This window comes from Ruania alkalisoli (assembly GCF_014960965.1).
Lineage (GTDB): Bacteria > Actinomycetota > Actinomycetes > Actinomycetales > Beutenbergiaceae > Ruania > Ruania alkalisoli.
The window spans coordinates 2,521,074-2,537,330 of record NZ_CP063169.1 but is presented as its reverse complement, the minus strand read 5'-3'; the positions used below and the strand labels follow the sequence as shown (position 1 = coordinate 2,537,330).

Sequence of the window (16,257 nt, the reverse complement as noted above, 5' to 3'; positions counted from 1 at the left end):
GTCCGCGCGACCCACAGCCAGATCGACGAGCGATTCCGGTCCACGGTGGCCTCCCTTGAGACGCGAAGCGCAGTTGCTGCCAGGATGGGACCATGAGCGAAGCGAAGCCTGCCTCTGGAGCCCCACCGGCGTGGATCCGCACCGTCACGACGGTCAGCGGCGCCGTTCTGCTCGCGATCGTGCTGTTCGTGCTTGGCAGTGCGCTCCTGCCGGGCTGGTGGGCGGCCGCCGTGACCGGGTGGGTCGGGGGAGTGGCGAGTGCGGGTGTGCTCGTGGGCTTGCTCTGCGGTGCCGTCTTCACCCTCGTTCCCGTCGCGATCGGCGTCATCGCTGTGCGGTGGCATCGTCCGTGGCGCACCCGCCTCATCATCGGCGGCGTCGCCTTGCTGTTGACCTTGCCGCTCGTCCTGACCATCGCGATCGACGTGGCGAGTACGACCGCCGCGCTGGACGCCAAGGTGGACATGCAGATCGGAGCCCCCTCGTTCACCGGCGCCATGTACGCCGGGGCGCTCGGATCGGCAGTTGTCGCCGCCGTGCTCATCCTGCTGCTCCTGCGGTGGCGACGCTCCCGCAAGGAGGTCAGCGCGCTGCGTGGCACGGTCGCCAAGAGCAAGGAGACCGATCGCGCCCGGCGCCAGCGTGAGGAAGCGGCCGAGGAGGCGCGTACCCAGGTGGCACGGGAAGCCGCCGAGCGTGCCCGAGAGCGCGAGACGCGCACGGTCGGTGAGGCCCACGACGCCGAACATGCGACCTCTGAGACTCCGGAGCCGGGGAAGGAACGGAACCGAGGCGACGGCAACGCCGCCGGACATTAGGGCGACGAGCCATGGCTGACGCCGCGGTGCCGGCGATTCCGGGAGTGGATACCGGCGGTGAGGAACCCGGCACGCTGAGGCTCGCTCCTGAGGAATCTCACGCCTTTGCCGTCGCGAGTATTGCCGAGGCGGCCACGGTCACATCGGACTCGGACGGGGACCTGTGGCCCACTGCCTGGGCAGATGACGGCGCGCTGTACTCCGCGTGCGGGGATGGGGTGGGCGTCGATGACGGCAGTGGCACGGCCAGTTTCGGCGATATCGTGGTGTGCAGGATCGACGGTGACCCCGCCACCGGTGTGGTGATAAGACGGCTGGCCGCTGAACGTGACGTCTCGCCGGTGTGGACCGATCCCTCCCGCTACAACAGCAAGCCGACGGGAATGGTGGCAGTCGATGGCAACGCAGACGGGCGCGACGAGTTGTATCTCGCCGTCCAGGATCTGCGCGCAGGGACTGGGCCAGACACGTTCAACGAAGCACCAGCGGCCGGGATAGTCCGTTCCGATGACTACGGCCGGACCTGGCATCTCGGGCCGTCTGGCCCGGCGCCCATGTTCACTGGACGATTCACCACAGTGATGTTCCTCGACTTCGGACAGTCCGCACGGCACGTGACAGTGCTCCGAACGCTCGTTCCGCACACCGACGAGGACCCGTCGAAGTTTGTCTATGCCTACGGCATCGACCACAACTGGCGCACGTCCTATTCGGCCGCCGTGCCGGACCCGGTGGACCTGTATCTCGCGCGAGTGCCGATCGGGTCGATCCAGGACCGCACCTCGTGGCAGTTCTGTTCCGGCCACGGCACGTCGGGTCCGGCGTGGACGGCAGCCCTCGAGGATGCCGTCCCCGTGCTCACCGACACCCGCCGGGTGGGAACGGCCCGGCCATTGCCCGGAGCCCCGGCACCGATTCGCGGTACTCGCATCGCGCAGGGCTCCATTGTCTACAACCCGGGCCTACGGCGGTTCCTGTATTCCTCCTGGACCGAGTTCACGTTCGAGCTCTACGAGTCGCCCACCCCTTGGGGTCCGTGGAAGCATGCGCTCAGTCACGACTTCGGACCGTTCCCGTGGCGAGGGCCCCTGTGGTCCCAGCCGCGGCACGGCGGCTACGCGACCACTATCCCAAGCAAGTTCCTCAGCGAGGATGGGCGGATGGCGTGGGTGCAGTCGAACTGGTTCGTCGGCGCTTCCACCTATGGAGGGTCGGCCTATCACTTCTCGCTGCGGCCGCTGCGTCTGGACCCGATGCCCGACCCGCTCGTGCCCGCCGTAGGCACGTCGGGGGAGAACCTCGCGCATCGGCCGGACGCCTACCCGGTGGTGTCCAGCTGCCGTGACGGGAGGCTGGACGTGCTCCGTGACGGGCGCGTCGACCGAGCTGAGGACTCGTGGAACGGTCTTGTCCGCGAGAGCGACGCGTGGGGCTACACCTGGCCGATCACCGTGCGGTGCGACCGGGTCGTGCTCACCAGTGGCCCGATGGATCATGGCTCCGGGTGGTTCGCGTCTACCCCGGTGGTGGAGGTGCGTACCGCCAGGGGATGGGAGCGGGTGGCCGATGCTGTGGTGTCCCCGCCCTATCCGTGCTCGGAGGCTGCCACCGGTCGACGCACGTATGAGTTCACCTTCTCGCCCCGGGAGACCACGGGTGTCCGGATCGCCGGTCCGGCGGGCGGCTGGGGCGGCTACACGGCCGTGGCCGAGCTGGCGGTGCTCGCCCCCGACGAAGCTCCGTCCGCGAGCACCTGTGGGAGCATCCGGTGATGAGCAGCGATCGCCCCGTCAGGATCACCGATGTCGCAGCTGCCGCCGGTGTATCCATCGCGACCGTCTCCCGGGTACTCAACGGATCGAGCACCGTGGACCCCGTGCTCGCCGAACGTGTGCGCGTGGCCGCCCGGGCAGCCCGCTACGTGCCGAACTCGAACGGCCGTGCGCTGCGGCGCCAGCGCGCCGACGTGTGGGCTGCGATCGTCTCGGATGTGAAGAACCCGTTCTTCACCTCGTTGGTTACGGCCGTCGAGCATGTGGCGGTCAGGTCCGGTCACTCGGTCATGCTCTGCAACACCGACGAGCAACTTGAGCGCGAGAGAGGATATCTCGACGCTGCGATTGCTCAACGGATGTCGGGCGTGGTGGTCTCTGTGACCTCCGAAGAGCAGTCCGACCTGGCCCCCTTGCTGGCAGCAGGAATTCCCACAGTCGTCGTCGATCGCCGGGTTCACGACTTCGCTGGCGACTCGATCCTGTTGGACAATGAGCGGGTCGGCCGGCTGGCGGTGGAGCACCTGCTCGCCCTCGGCCACAGGGATATCCTCTGCCTTGCCGGACCTTCAGGTGTGAGCACCACCGAGGACCGGCTGGACGGTGTGCGGCATGCGCTGGCCGAGGCAGGGGTGGTGTTCGAGCACGAACGGATGGTCCGCACCGATCTTCGGATGGCCGACGCCGAGGACGCGGTGCTGGCGGCCGTGAGCGGGCCGAAGCCGCCCGATGCTGTCGTGGCCATGAATGGACCGCTGACCGCGGGTGCCTATCGCGGAATCCAGCGCTCCGGATTCCGCCTTCCGGAAGACATCTCCCTGGTGGGTGTGGATGATGACACCTGGACTCAGCTGGTGCATCCGGCTGTCACACTCGTCGCCCAGCCCGTCGACGAGATGGGGACCCGGGCTGCCGAACGGCTGAACGTGCGAGCGATTCATGACGATGTCGCGCCGGTCCACTTGCTCTTGGAACCTGAACTCCTCGTCCGCGGTACCACGACCCAGCGTCTCTGAGCTCGATCGTCGCGATCCATTGACAGGCCGGGACGGGAGTGCGATCCTCGATCTCAGTAAACGTTTACTCGCACGGAGGGCCGACTCGGTCGTTCCACGGACGAGACTCGACGGAGAGGATCGCATGAGTACCAATCCCGTCCGCTACGGCAGCTATGGATCGAGCCTGCGGGACCTGCCCCGGCTGCGTGAGCATCGCCGGTTGCGCGTGTCCAGCTGGGACCAGACCGGCGGCAACGACGATCGCCTCACGGTCCGTTCCGGCGAGACCCGTACCCTGGCGGAGATCACCGGTGCCGGGTCGATCAACCACATCTGGATCACCGTGGCGCCAGCAGCGGGAGATGGACCCGACTCCAAGGACCGGGACCATCTGCGCAAGCTCGTCCTGCGGATCTTCTGGGACGGCGCCGATACACCGAGCGTGCTGGTGCCGCTCGGCGACTTCTTCGGCGTCGGCCATGCGCGCACCGTGAACTTCGCGTCCTTGCCGCTGCAGATGAGTCCGGAGGATGGCAAGGGCCTGAACTCGTTCTTCCAGATGCCGTTCGCCGACGGAGCCCGGCTGGAGATCACCAGCGAGTGCGAGCAGGACGTCTTCTTCTACTACTACATCGACTACGACGCCTTCGACGAGCTCGAGGAAGGGCTCGGCCGGTTTCACGCGAGCTGGAACCGGGAGAACCCCACCGACGGCACCTCCGAAGAAGGCCGCAGCAACGCTGAGCACCTGTTCGGTGGCGAGAACATCGGCGGCGCTGGCAACTACACGATCCTGGAGACGACCGGACGAGGCCACTTCGTCGGCTGCGTGCTGAACGTGACGAACCTACGCCACACGAGCGAGTGGAACTGGTACGGCGAGGGTGACGACATGATCTTCGTCGACGGCGAGTCGTGGCCACCGAGCCTGCACGGTACCGGCACCGAGGACTACTTCAATACCGCATGGTGCCCGTCCCAGACCTACAGTTCGCTCTATCACGGGATCACGTTGCCCGGTGGGGAGAACTGGTCCGGGCAGATCTCGTTGTACCGCTTCCACATCGAGGACCCGGTCACGTTCCGGGAGTCGATCCGCGTCACCATCGAGCACGGTCACGACAACCGGCGCAGTGACGACCTCTCCTCGACCGCCTATTGGTACCAGGCCCAGCCGGCCGCCCATCTGCAGCTTCCACCGGTCGCCGAACGGTTGCCGAGGCTGGGATGAGAGGGGACCGTCATGCGAGATTCCGTGCCGTCGTTCTCACTGTGGTCGCGCTGATGGTGACCGCCTGTACGCCGGGCCCGGGCGAGGATGCCCCCGGCACACCCGCTGTGCCGTCGGGGACCCCGGCCGATGGGGAGTTCCTGATCACGGGTATCGAGAACCTCACCCAGGTCGCCCAGCTCACCGGGCCCGACTCGGCGATCAACGACACCGAGGCGGTCGCCGTGGCAGGCACCGACCTCGGGTCCATGATCAACGACGGCGAACGCACCTACGTCGTCTTCGGCGACACCTTCGGCACCCGCGAACCGGACGCCTTCGGTGGTGGCGGTGGCAACTGGCGCTCGAACGCGCTGGCCTGGACCACCGACGACGACCCCACCGACGGGATCACCTTCGAGGACTGGGCGAGGGACGACGTCGGACTGGCGCTCGAGGTGATCCCCGGCGAGCACGATGCCAACAACGGTGAGGGAGAGGTGACGAAGATCCCCACCCACGGGTTCGTCGTCGAGGATGTTCTCTACCTGCAGTACATGTCGGTGAACTACTGGGGCGAGGCCGGGCAGTGGGACGCCAACCACGCTGGGCTCGCCAGATCCACCGACGACGGCGCCACGTGGGAGACCCTGGACGATCCGCAGTGGCCGGGGGACTCCGGCTTCGTGCAGGTCTCCGCAGTCCACGTGGCCGAGAACGGCGAAGACTATCTCTACCTCTGGTCGATCCCCGCCGGGAGGTTCGGTGGGGTGCAGCTGATGAAAGTTCCCGCCACGACCGATGCCGTCGAGGACCTCAGCGCCTACGAGTACTTCGCGGGTACTGACGGCGACGGCGCACCTCGCTGGTCGCCGGAGATGAGCGAGGCGGAGACGATCGTCGAGGCACCCATCGGCGAGATCTCCGTGATGTATCACCCTGAGCTGGACCGATGGCTGATGAGCACGCTGCAGAACGAGGATGCGGTGCTCTTCGAGGGACTCACCCCGTGGGGCCCGTGGAGCCAGCCGCACACGATCAGTACCCAGGCTGAGAATCCCGGTCTGTACAGCCCTTACCTCAATCCGCGGTACGTCAGCGACGACGGCGGAACGCTCTACTTCTCGCTGTCCCTGTGGGGCCCCTACAACGTCTTCTGGTACAGCGCCGATCTGGTCACTCAATAACCACCCGACTCATCGACGAGTCACCCATCAAGGAGGATGAGATGCGAACCACCCGAAGAATGGCCGGCGGCCTGGCCGCCGTGGTCGCGGCCGGTCTCGCACTGGCTGCATGCTCAGGAACGCCCGACGGCCCCGACAATGCCGGAGGTGGCGAGGACGTGCCCGAGGGCGCCACCGAAGTGACGTTCTGGCAGACCCAGTTCACCGACGAGGAGAACGAGTGGTACGAGGGCGTCGTCGATGCCTACAACGCCTCCCAGGACGAAGTGCACGTTGCCCTCACTGTGGTTCCCGGCGACGCCTGGGAGCAGCGGATGACCGCCGCGCAGGCAGCCGGGAACGCACCTGACGTGCGCACGATGAACTACGGCGACATCCGCGACGCCGCACGCACCAGCCAGATCGTCCCGCTGACGGACCTGATCAGTGAGGACGCCTGGGGTGACGTGCAGGAGAACGTGCTGGAATCGGTCTCCTCCGACGGCGAACGCTACGCCTATCCGATGCTGGTGGAGCCCTCGGCGGTGCTGTACTACCGCACCGACCTCTTCGACGAAGCCGGTCTGGACGGCCCCCCGACCTCGTGGGAGGAGCTCATCGACTACGCCGAGCAGCTCACCGACGACCAGGTGTTCGGCATGCGGCTCGCACAGACCTCGGTGGACATGTCCTGGTCCACCTGGGGTTACCAGTGGAACGTCGCCGGCCACCTGCCGATCAGCGAAGACTGGTCCGAGCCGGCTGCGAACGAGGACTTCGCCCCGCTGTTGCAGGCGTACCAGGATCTGTTCGACTCCGGTGCGCTGCCTCCAGGTGATGGCATCGGGTACGCCGACGCCACACCCTACGGCGAGGGCGAGTTCGCGATGATGGCGAACGGTTCGTGGGCGGCCAGTCAGCTACTGGCCGACTACCCCGAAATTGCCGAGGTCACCGAGGTGGCAGCGATGCCCAGCTTCAGCGGCGAACCGGGGGAGACCACCGCCACCCTCGGCGGCTGGACCTGGGTGGTCGACGGCAACAGCGAGGTGTCCGAGGAGGCAGCCGACTTCATCGAGTGGTCCCTCGGCGGTGACACCGCGAACGTGGTGCCGTTCTTCGAGGCCACGGTGTTCTCGAAGGTCTCGCCGCGCCAGTCAGTGGCGGACGCGATCAACGAGCTCCCCGACGTGGACTCGGTGAACCCATGGAACGCCACGATCCAAGCGGACATCGTTCCGTTCGCTCAGCAGGAGCCTGCCTACCCGTGGAACGTCTCCCTGGCGATGGGCGAAGCAATCGAGGCGGCGATGCAGGGCACCCCGGTCGATGAGGCGCTGGCCACAGCGAACGACAAGATCGCCACCGAGATCGCCAACTCCGAGCTGGCGGGCACCGGATCCTGACTCCCTGGTCGGGTGCCGTCGCGGCGGCACCCGACCACCATCGCGAGGAGGCGGTGGCATGACACTGACGACCGAGACACCCGTCCCGCGACGGGCGCCGACCACGGCGAACCGGCGACGGCCCAAGCACAAGGACAACAAGATCGCGTTCGCGATGCTCGCCCCGGCGGTGATCCTGCTCAGCATCTTCGTGATCTGGCCGTTGGTCTACGCCTGGGTGGTCAGCTTCTACCAATGGAGCTTCTACGAGGACTCGATCTTCGTAGGGCTGCGCAACTTCCGCATCGTGCTCGCCGACCCGGTGTTCTGGGACTCCATCGGCCGCGGCCTGCTGTTCTCGGCCATCACCGTGCCGGCGATCATGCTCATCGCGTTCATCTTCGCCAACCTGGTGAAGACGATGAGCGCCCGAATGGCGACCGTGCTCAAGGTGAGCATCTACATCCCCGCGGTCATCTCGTTCGTGATCGCCTCCATCGTATTCGTCCTCATCTTCGAGTACCGGCAAGGGCTGGTGAATTTCGTCATCAGCTCCCTCGGCGGCTCGGACATCCCGTGGATCGGCAGTGCCCAGACCGCCCTGCTGGCGATCTCGATCCCCGCGATCTGGATCGGCCTGGGACTGGCATCGCTGATCATGCTCGCCGGTCTCCTCGACATCCCCGAGAGTTACTACGAGGCCGCCGAGATGGAGGGCGCCAACTGGTTCCAACGCACCTTCTTCATCACCATCCCGCTGATGAAGAACATCCTGCTGTACGTGCTGGTCACCACCTTCGTGGCCACCATCCAGCAGTATGAGCTGCCCCTGGTGATGACCCAGGGCGGACCCACCCAGTCCACCCTGCTGCCGAACCTGCTCATCTTCCAGAAGTTCACCAACGACCTGTACCTGGGCTACCCGATCGCCGCCGCACTGCTGCTCTTCCTCGTGCTCGGCGGGATCAGCCTGGTGATCTTCAAGCTCATCAACTCCGAGAAGGCGGTGGACGGCTGATGGCCGCGCTCCCCACCCAGACAGCACCAGCTCCCGACGGCGGCCCTGCCACAGGTGCACCACTCGCCCAGCGCAGCTGGTACCGCCCCTCGTCCCGTTCCGGAGGGCCTGCCTCTTTCGTGCTGCGGTACCTGCTCTCGGCTGCCGTCATCCTGACGGCACTGTTCCCGCTGGCCTGGATGGCGATCTCCGGGTTCAAGGCCCGCAACGAGGTGGTCACCTCACCGTTCCAGTTCTTCCCGGACGTGTGGATGCCGGAGAACTACGCGCAGATCCTCGCCGATCCCGGTTTCACCCGGGCGCTCGCGGTCTCCTTCGCCGGGGCAGTCGCGTTCTCCACGCTCACCCTCGCGGTGAACTCGATGGCCGCGTACGCCTTCGCGCGCCTGGACTTCGCCTTCAAGAACGTGCTGTGGCCGGTCGTGCTGATGACCATGTTCATCCCGCAGATGGCGATCCTGATCACCTCCTACATCGTGGTGACCCGGATGGGGATGCTGAACACGTTCTGGGTGCTGCTCGTACCGGGAGCGGCCTCGGCGGTGCACGTGTTCTTCATCCGCCAGTTCTATCTCGGCATCCCCACCTCGTTGGAGGAGGCAGCACTGATCGACGGCGCCGGGCGGTGGAAGATCTTCACCCACATCTTCCTGCCGATGTCCAAACCCGTGTTCGTGGTGGTGGGCATCACCTCGTTCCTGGTGTTCTGGAATGCCTACGTGTGGCCGATCCTGACGATCACCGAACCGGACTCGCCACTCACCCAGATCCAGCAGTACCTGGCCACCTTCCGCTCCGAACGGCGGGTCGAGTACGGGTTGCTGCTCGCAGGATCCACCTTGGCCGCCACCCCGGTGATCGTGCTGTTCCTGATCTTCCAGCGTTACATCATCTCCGGGATCCGGATCTCGGGGATCAAGTAGATGGGTACCGACATCCCGCTCGTTCCTGAGTCCGCCCGATCGATCGCCCACGCTGCCGGCCGCCACGTGGCCCTCCCGCTCGGTGGCATCGGCACAGGGAATCTGGCGCTCGGTGCCGACGGGGCGCTGAAGCAGTGGCAGCTGCACCACCTCGGCAACCACCGGGGCGAGCTCCCCGGGGCGATGTTCGCGCTCCGGGTGGCCCAGTGGGAACCGCCGTCGAACGAGATCCGGGTGCTGCAGGCACCTCCGGCCCCGCCGGAGCAGACCCGCACCCCGATGGTCAACGACGATCACGTGCCCACCTGGCAGCGTGAGCTGCTCACCCGGCACCGCGGCGTGCAGGGCACCACCTTCCGTGGCATCTACCCGGCGGGGAGGATCGACTATCACGATGACGCCCTGCCGGTGACGGTGAGCCTGGAGGCGATGACCCCGCTGGTGCCGTTGGACACCGCCCGTAGCTCGCTGCCGGCTGCGCTGTTCACCGTGCGGATCACGAACCGCTCCGAGGTGTCCAGCCACGGGTGGTTCGGGGCAGCCATGCAGAATCTGCTGGGCGCCGATGGCGCCCTCCCTCCCGACGGCGTCCGAGCGCCCGGGTACGGCGGCAATACCAACCGTACCGACCGCCGTCGGGACTGGACGGCCCTGGTGATGGACAACCACACCCTGGCCCCTGACCACCACGGCGCCGGGCAGGTGGTGCTTGCTGCGGACACCCCCGGCACCACGGCCCTGCCTGCCTTCACCAGTGCGGACCAGTTCCTCGCCTTCCTCGGCAGCAGGCAGCCGTTCGGTCCCCGTGACTGGGCGCACATGCCGGCCTCGATGGCGGACCCGCAGCCCACGGGCACCTGGTCGGCCGCGGGCCTGAGCCCGGAGGGAAGCACCTGGAACGGGGGACTCGCCGTTCCTTTCCATCTCGAGCCCGGGCAGAGCACGCAGCTGCGGCTCGCGCTCACCTGGCACCTGCCGAACCGCTACGTCAACTTCACCCAGTTCGGCGGCATCCGGCCGGAGTGGGGCGCCAGCCGGTACTTCATCGGCAACCACTACACGAATCAGTTCGCCGACGCCCTGGACGTGCTCGACACGGTCGCCGAGCAGTGGGAACCGCTGCACCGGGACACGGCCACCTGGATCCGGACGCTCACTGAGAGCTCGCTCGGTGAGCAGGCGATCGAGCACCTTGCCGCGCTGTCGGCAGTGATTCGTAGCCCGAGCTTCTTCCGCACCGCCGACGGGCGGCTCTATGGCTTCGAGGGCGTGCAGGGGGAGTCGACCACGATGTGGTCCGGGGATGTGGGTGGCTCCTGCCCGCTGAACTGCACGCACGTGTTCACCTACGAACAAGGCCTGGCGAAGCTGTTCCCGGAGCTGGAGCGGGACATGCGCGAGACCGATTTCGACGTGCTGCAGGCACCGGACGGGTCGATCCCGCACCGGTTGATCCTGCCGACTTCGCTCGGTCAGCTCTGGGATCGCTCGATCGGCGGCCCGGACGAGCCGGCCTTGGACGGGATGCTGGGCACGGTGCTGAAGACCTACCGGGAGGTTCGCACGGGTGCGGGTGCGGCGTGGCTGGCCCGGTACCGCCCCAACGTGGAACAGGTGATGCGCTATGTCGCGGGCCGGTGGGACCCTGAGGGCACCGGCGTGCTGCACGGCATCCAGCCCTCGACCCATGACATCGATCTGGCAGGACTGAACCCCTTCATGGGGAGCCTGTGGCTCGCGGCGTTGCGCGCCGCGGAGGAACTGGCGCGATTGGAGCGTGACACGGACGCGGCCGCGCACTGGCGGAGTACTTTCGAGCATTCTTCGGCCGCCTACGACGAGATGCTGTTCACCGGCGAGTACTACCGGCAGGTGCTCGAGGATGGTGACCCACGCGAGTTCCAGTGGGGCGAGGGATGTCTGGCGGATCAGCTCTTCGGACAGTGGTGGGCGCACACGCTCGAGCTGGGCTACCTGCTGCCGGCGGAGCACGTGCGCACAGCGCTGCAGGCCGTGGTCCGCCACAACCTGCGCACCGACTTCACCGGATTCACTCACCCGTATCGCGTGTTCGCCGACGGTGACGAAACCGGTCTGGTGGTGTGCACCTGGCCCCACGGCGGGCGCCCGGAGGTCCCCACCCGGTACGCCGACGAGGTGTGGACCGGAGTGGAGCAACAGGTGGCAGCGCACTGCCTGATGGAGGGGATGCAGGACGAGGCCGAGCAGATCCTGACCGGCCTGTGGTCCCGCTACGACGGACGCCGGCGCAACCCGTACAACCAGGTGGAGTGCGGCGACCACTATGTGCGCGCCCTGTCAGGCTGGAGCGTGCTCGAGGCCCGTACCGGGCAGCGGTGGAACGCTGCCACGGGAGTCCTGCGAATCAGCCTCCCACCACCAGGAGGCGCCTGGCCGGTGCTGCTCGACACCGGATGGGGCAGCCTGCTGAACACCGACGACGGCCCGTACCTGGAGTGCCGTCACGGCTCGGTGGAGGTGGCCGGGCTCGAGCTGACCACCCCGGACGGCGTGAGCACCTACGGACCGGTGCGGCTGCAGGCAGGAGAGGAACGCCGTCTGCGCGCCGGGACGTCTGGATGACAGCCCGGGCCCGTGTCATCTGCGGGAAACGGGCGGTGGTCAGGACGTCGACCGGATGGACCGAACGATAGCCACGAGATGTCGCTTCCACCCGTCCTGACCGCCCGGCTGCCGCGCCGCTCGGCCGCCGGCACCTGAGCTACAGTCGCGACGACGTAGACTGTCTGTGGTTCGCGCCGCCACGGGCGGACCTTGACCCATGCCGGGGGGAACTGTTGCGCAGACTTGCCGCCGTGGTCGCGAGCACGGCTCTCGCTGCCGCTCTGGCCGGGTGTACCGGCTCGATGGAGATCGACTCCGGTCCCAGTTCACCTCCGCCGGATCCACAGCCCGCTGCCGTTGCCCAGCTGCCCGGGAGCGCGAGCACACTGGTCACCGGCGATGAAGCCGTTCCGCTGGCCCTGACCGCCAGTCGAGAGCTGTTCACCGTCGCACAGGCAGTGCTGCTCGCCCCGGCCGGTGACGAGCCCGCGATCGCGCGGGCCGCCTCGCTTGCGGTCGCGCTGGGAGCGCCGGTCCTCCTCACGGGCGAAGACAACCCCGGTGTCGGCGAGGAACTGCTCCGGCTGTCCGCCACGACACTGCTGCCCGTCGGCGAGGTCGACCTCACCGGCCTCGACCTGACGAGCATGAACGTCCAACCAGTTCCTGCCGAGACGAGCGCGGCCGGCGACCTGCTCGGTATCGATGTCACCGACGCTCCCGCGGGGAGCGGCGCTGATGTCCACTCACTCGCCGATCTGGCGCGAGGTGCCGTGGTGTCAGGTCCCGCCGGGGTTGCCGATCCGTCGGGGCACATGCCCGCGCTGCTCACGGGTGAGCCCGTCGAGGGGATTCAACTGCTTGCCGACGGCGCACCCGAACAGCTAGCGGCCGTAGGCACCGCACGAGCGGCCGGTGCCACGGTCACCGTCCTCGAAGGTGATCCGCGGGCCTCGGCGGCGGAGCTGGCCGACGTCGGTGAGACAGAGGCCATCGTCGGACTGGGTACCAGCTTCGGGGATCCGGAGACGTTCCAGTGGCAGGCCGAGACGGCGCTCTCGGGCACACAGCTGCCCGGTGGCGGCCAACTCGCCTTCGAGAGCGCCCGGTACGTGGGGCTGTACGGGAGTCCGCACACCGAGGTGCTCGGCGCTCTCGGGGAGCAGGGAACCTCGGAGACGATTGACCGGGCGGCGCAGCTCGCCACCGCCTACCAGGCGCACACCGAGGACGTCGTGGTCCCGACGTTGGAGATCATCGTCACCGTGGCGACTGTGGCCGCGGGAGGCGACGGGAACTACTCGCAGGAGTGGCCCGCTGAGGGATTCGTGCCGCTGGTCGAGGCAGCCGCCGAGTCCGGTCAGTACGTGGTGCTGGACTTCCAGCCGGGACGGGCGACCTTCCTGGAGCAGGTCCAGCAGTATGCGGAGCTGCTTGCCTACCCGCACGTGGGTATCGCACTCGATCCGGAGTGGCGCATCACCGATGATGAACTGCCGGGGGAGCGTATCGGGTCGGTCTCCGCGGCCGAGGTGAACGACGTGATCAGCTACGTGGCCGACTACGTCCGTGAGCAGCGCCTGCCGCAGAAGATCGTGATGATCCATCAGTTCCGCACCAGCATGGTGACCGACCGGTCCGAGCTGGTCACGTCCCGGCCGGAGGTGGAGATCGTCATCCATGCTGACGGATTCGGCACGCCGGAGCAGAAGCAGGACACCTGGCAGAGTGTGCGCGCCGGTGCACCTGCTGGGATCCACTGGGGGTGGAAGGTGTTCTATGACGAAGACGACCCGCGCATGAACTCGGCCGAGGTGATGGCCGTGGAACCCATGCCGGAGTTCGTGAGCTACCAGTGACCGAGCCCGACCAGCGCACCGGATGGTGGCACCGGCTGCGTCCTATGACCCGCCGCACCATCCGCGCCTCGATAGCCGTCCTCGTCGCTGGCTTGGTCAGCGTGCTCCTCGGAGTACTCACCGCGACCTACACCGGTTCACTCGGCCCTCACGCCGCGCAGTACTCGGTGCGCCTCAACGGCGAGGTCCGGGTGGACATGGGGCCGCTCGGCGCGCTGATCATCGACTCACCCCTGCCGCTGAACCTCGGTGCGGACGTCATCGTCAAGGAGATCCCTGCTGAACTGACAGCCCCGGGTACGAGCCCGGTGGCGGGACTGACAGCCGACCTCGAGAGCTATACCCAGTTCCTCGCCAATCCTGAGGCCGCGATCGATGACGCCGTCCAAGGCCTGGTGACGGACGCCGTCGGACGCTCGGTGTTGTTCTTGAGCGTGCTGCTGGTGACGGTGGCGCTGGGCCGGCTCGCTGCGCACGGAGTGCTGCGCGAGGCCGTGCGCAGCGCCTGGTCACGGACGGGAGTGCCGGCGCTGAGCGTGACTCTCACCGCGGTCCTGGTGTCCGTACCAGTGATCGAGCTGACGCGTACCTCCGGCGGAGTGGGCCGCACCTCGACGATCCTCGCCGGGACGCCGCTCGAAGACGCGCGCATCACCGGTCGGCTCGCCACGCTGGTGGACCACTACGGTACGTACGTCGTCGAGGCGATCGATGACAACACCAGCTTCTACGCCGCGGCGCGGGAGAATCTGCTCGCGGCCTATGCAGCCGACCCGCACCCGCTGGCACCCGACCCGGTCGACGTGGCGAGCCCAGACAGCACAGAAAGCACAGAAAGCACAGAAAGCACAGAAAGCACAGACAGCACAGACAGTTCTGACAGTTCCGACGACACGGACGGCCAGGACGACCCAGGAGAGCCCACGCCCGAGATCGCCGATCCTGGCGACGGTGAGCCCTCGAGCGCCGAGTCTGAGGCAGCCACCCCGGAACCCGCGGACGAGTCCGCCGTGACCACGGCGCTGCTGGTGAGCGACCTGCACTGCAACATCGGGATGGCCGACGTCATCGGTGCAGCGGTGACCGCCTCGGAATCGGACGTGGTGCTCAATGCCGGCGACACCGTCATGGGTGGCACGTCCGTGGAGTCGTACTGCGTCAACGCCTTCGCAGCCGGGATACCGGAAGGAGTCCCGGTTGTGGTGGCCGATGGCAACCACGACTCCCGCACCACCACGGCGCAGGAGGAGGCGAACGGCTGGATCGCACTGCAGGGTGACGCCGTCGAGGTCGCGGGCCTGCGGATCCTCGGCGACACCGACCCCACACTGACCTCCCTCGGCGCCCCGACCAGGCCGCAACGCGAGGAGACCATCAATGCGATGGGGAACCGGCTCGCTCGGACCGCCTGCGACCTCGCTGAGCAGGGCCAGGGCATCGATGTGCTGCTCGTGCACAGCCCGTATGCGGGCCGGCAGGCGGCCGAGGCGGGATGTGCGGCAGCAACGATCGCCGGCCATCTGCATCGCCAGGTCGGTCCGCGCCCACTCGGCTGGGGGGTGCAGTACCTCTCCGCCAGCTCGGCCGGTGCCGGGCACGGAACGCCCACGATCGGCCCGCTCAACAACCCCGCGGTGATGACGGTGCTGCGATTCGACACCGACACCGGGCTGGTGACCCATTACCGGCTGCTGACGATCGGGACCGACACCAGTGCCGAGATTTCCGAGTGGCGTGCGTGGCCCGAGCTACCGCCGGAGTATGCGGACGTCACCGTCGACCAGGAGTGAGGGTGATGGCACATACTGGGGGAGTGAGCACGCAGAACTCCGCCGAGCGGAGCGCAGACGACGAGCAGGACCAGCACGACTCGTCGGTGGAGGACGAGTCACCGATGGAGGACGGTCAGGCGGCCGAAGCTGTGGATCCGCACGTGGCCGCGGGTGGTTCGGGACGTGAGTATGCGGTTCTCGCGGTGATCACCGGGGTGCTGGGTCTGCTGGCCGCGATCGAGCTCATGCTCGACTACCTGCGCATCACCGCTGACCCGAACTACGTGCCGGCCTGCGACCTGAACCCGTTGATCGGCTGCGGGATGTTCCTCGGCAGCTGGCAGTCGAGCGCGTTCGGGATCCCCAACACCATCATCGGGATGGCTGCCTTCCCCGTTGTGCTGGCCACGGGCATGATGCTGCTCGGCCGCGCCCGTCTTCCGCGGTGGTACTGGCGCGGTCTCCTTGCCGGCGCTACCTTCGGGATCGGCTTCGTCACCTGGCTGCAGTACCAGGCCATCACCCAGATCGGGGCTCTGTGCCCCTACTGCCTGGTGGTCTGGCTCGTGGTGATCCCGTTCTTCGTGCACACCGTGGCGCGCTCCATGCAGAACGGGGCGCTGCCCGTCCCGGACGGAGTCCGCGACTTCGTGGTGCCGAATCGCTGGCTGCTGACGGTGATTTGGTACCTGGCCGTGATCGCGGCTGCCGCTTTCGGCCTCGGAGAGGCCTGGCTGGTGGTGTTCTGAC

General features: G+C 67.4%; 12 protein-coding genes. All 12 read left to right on the top strand.

Annotated features, from left to right (window positions below):
- Window positions 1-92 precede the first annotated feature (92 nt).
- The 12 genes from IM660_RS11245 (at window position 93) to IM660_RS11190 (ending at window position 16,256) form a co-directional block, all read left to right on the top strand.
- The gene (locus IM660_RS11245) at window positions 93-818 is read left to right on the top strand and encodes a hypothetical protein (RefSeq protein ID WP_193495557.1); all 726 of its coding nucleotides are present in this window, start codon (window positions 93-95) and stop codon (window positions 816-818) included.
- A gap of 11 nt (window positions 819-829) precedes the next feature.
- Window positions 830-2,590, top strand: a complete 1,761-nt coding sequence (locus tag IM660_RS11240) for a glycoside hydrolase family 183 protein (RefSeq protein ID WP_193495555.1) — start codon at window positions 830-832, stop codon at window positions 2,588-2,590.
- Window positions 2,590-3,606 (top strand): LacI family DNA-binding transcriptional regulator, encoded by a 1,017-nt coding sequence (locus IM660_RS11235; protein WP_193495554.1) that lies wholly within the window; start codon window positions 2,590-2,592, stop codon window positions 3,604-3,606. The genes IM660_RS11240 and IM660_RS11235 overlap by 1 nt, the downstream gene beginning before the upstream one ends.
- Window positions 3,607-3,730: 124 nt before the next feature.
- On the top strand, window positions 3,731-4,819 hold the full coding sequence (locus IM660_RS11230; RefSeq protein ID WP_193495552.1) for a glycoside hydrolase family 172 protein: 1,089 nt from the start codon (window positions 3,731-3,733) through the stop codon (window positions 4,817-4,819).
- A complete protein-coding gene (locus IM660_RS11225) occupies window positions 4,816-5,985 on the top strand; it encodes a glycoside hydrolase family 183 protein (RefSeq protein WP_246464914.1) in 1,170 nt (389 codons plus the stop codon). Before IM660_RS11230 ends, IM660_RS11225 begins: the two co-directional genes overlap by 4 nt.
- 41 nt (window positions 5,986-6,026) lie before the next feature.
- Window positions 6,027-7,370, top strand: a complete 1,344-nt coding sequence (locus IM660_RS11220; protein ID WP_193495550.1) for an ABC transporter substrate-binding protein — start codon at window positions 6,027-6,029, stop codon at window positions 7,368-7,370.
- A gap of 58 nt (window positions 7,371-7,428) precedes the next feature.
- Window positions 7,429-8,367, top strand: a complete 939-nt coding sequence (locus tag IM660_RS11215) for a carbohydrate ABC transporter permease (RefSeq protein ID WP_193495549.1) — start codon at window positions 7,429-7,431, stop codon at window positions 8,365-8,367.
- Entirely contained in the window at window positions 8,367-9,290 is a 924-nt protein-coding gene (locus tag IM660_RS11210; RefSeq protein ID WP_193495547.1) for a carbohydrate ABC transporter permease, read from the top strand. Before IM660_RS11215 ends, IM660_RS11210 begins: the two co-directional genes overlap by 1 nt.
- Window positions 9,291-11,894 carry a GH116 family glycosyl-hydrolase gene (locus tag IM660_RS11205; RefSeq protein WP_193495545.1) on the top strand — a complete coding sequence of 868 codons (2,604 nt, stop codon included), beginning with the start codon at window positions 9,291-9,293 and terminating at the stop codon, window positions 11,892-11,894.
- 233 nt (window positions 11,895-12,127) lie between these two features.
- Entirely contained in the window at window positions 12,128-13,735 is a 1,608-nt protein-coding gene (locus IM660_RS11200; protein WP_193495544.1) for a hypothetical protein, read from the top strand.
- 44 nt (window positions 13,736-13,779) lie between these two features.
- Window positions 13,780-15,525 carry a metallophosphoesterase family protein gene (locus IM660_RS11195; protein ID WP_193495542.1) on the top strand — a complete coding sequence of 582 codons (1,746 nt, stop codon included), beginning with the start codon at window positions 13,780-13,782 and terminating at the stop codon, window positions 15,523-15,525.
- A 23-nt stretch (window positions 15,526-15,548) separates the two neighbouring features.
- Window positions 15,549-16,256, top strand: coding sequence for a vitamin K epoxide reductase family protein (locus IM660_RS11190; RefSeq protein ID WP_193495540.1), 708 nt, complete (start codon window positions 15,549-15,551; stop codon window positions 16,254-16,256).
- Window position 16,257 lies beyond the last annotated feature (1 nt).

What these genes read in the sequence shown, in the direction of transcription:
- IM660_RS11245 (WP_193495557.1), top strand. Translation starts at nt 93, where the DNA reads ATGAGCGAAGCGAAGCCTGCCTCTGGAGCCCCACCGGCGTGGATCCGC.
- IM660_RS11235 (WP_193495554.1), top strand. Translation starts at nt 2,590, where the DNA reads ATGAGCAGCGATCGCCCCGTCAGGATCACCGATGTCGCAGCTGCCGCC.
- IM660_RS11220 (WP_193495550.1), top strand. Translation starts at nt 6,027, where the DNA reads ATGCGAACCACCCGAAGAATGGCCGGCGGCCTGGCCGCCGTGGTCGCG.
- IM660_RS11230 (WP_193495552.1), top strand. Translation starts at nt 3,731, where the DNA reads ATGAGTACCAATCCCGTCCGCTACGGCAGCTATGGATCGAGCCTGCGG.
- IM660_RS11225 (WP_246464914.1), top strand. Translation starts at nt 4,816, where the DNA reads ATGAGAGGGGACCGTCATGCGAGATTCCGTGCCGTCGTTCTCACTGTG.
- IM660_RS11210 (WP_193495547.1), top strand. Translation starts at nt 8,367, where the DNA reads ATGGCCGCGCTCCCCACCCAGACAGCACCAGCTCCCGACGGCGGCCCT.
- IM660_RS11205 (WP_193495545.1), top strand. Translation starts at nt 9,291, where the DNA reads ATGGGTACCGACATCCCGCTCGTTCCTGAGTCCGCCCGATCGATCGCC.
- IM660_RS11215 (WP_193495549.1), top strand. Translation starts at nt 7,429, where the DNA reads ATGACACTGACGACCGAGACACCCGTCCCGCGACGGGCGCCGACCACG.
- IM660_RS11240 (WP_193495555.1), top strand. Translation starts at nt 830, where the DNA reads ATGGCTGACGCCGCGGTGCCGGCGATTCCGGGAGTGGATACCGGCGGT.
- IM660_RS11195 (WP_193495542.1), top strand. Translation starts at nt 13,780, where the DNA reads ATGACCCGCCGCACCATCCGCGCCTCGATAGCCGTCCTCGTCGCTGGC.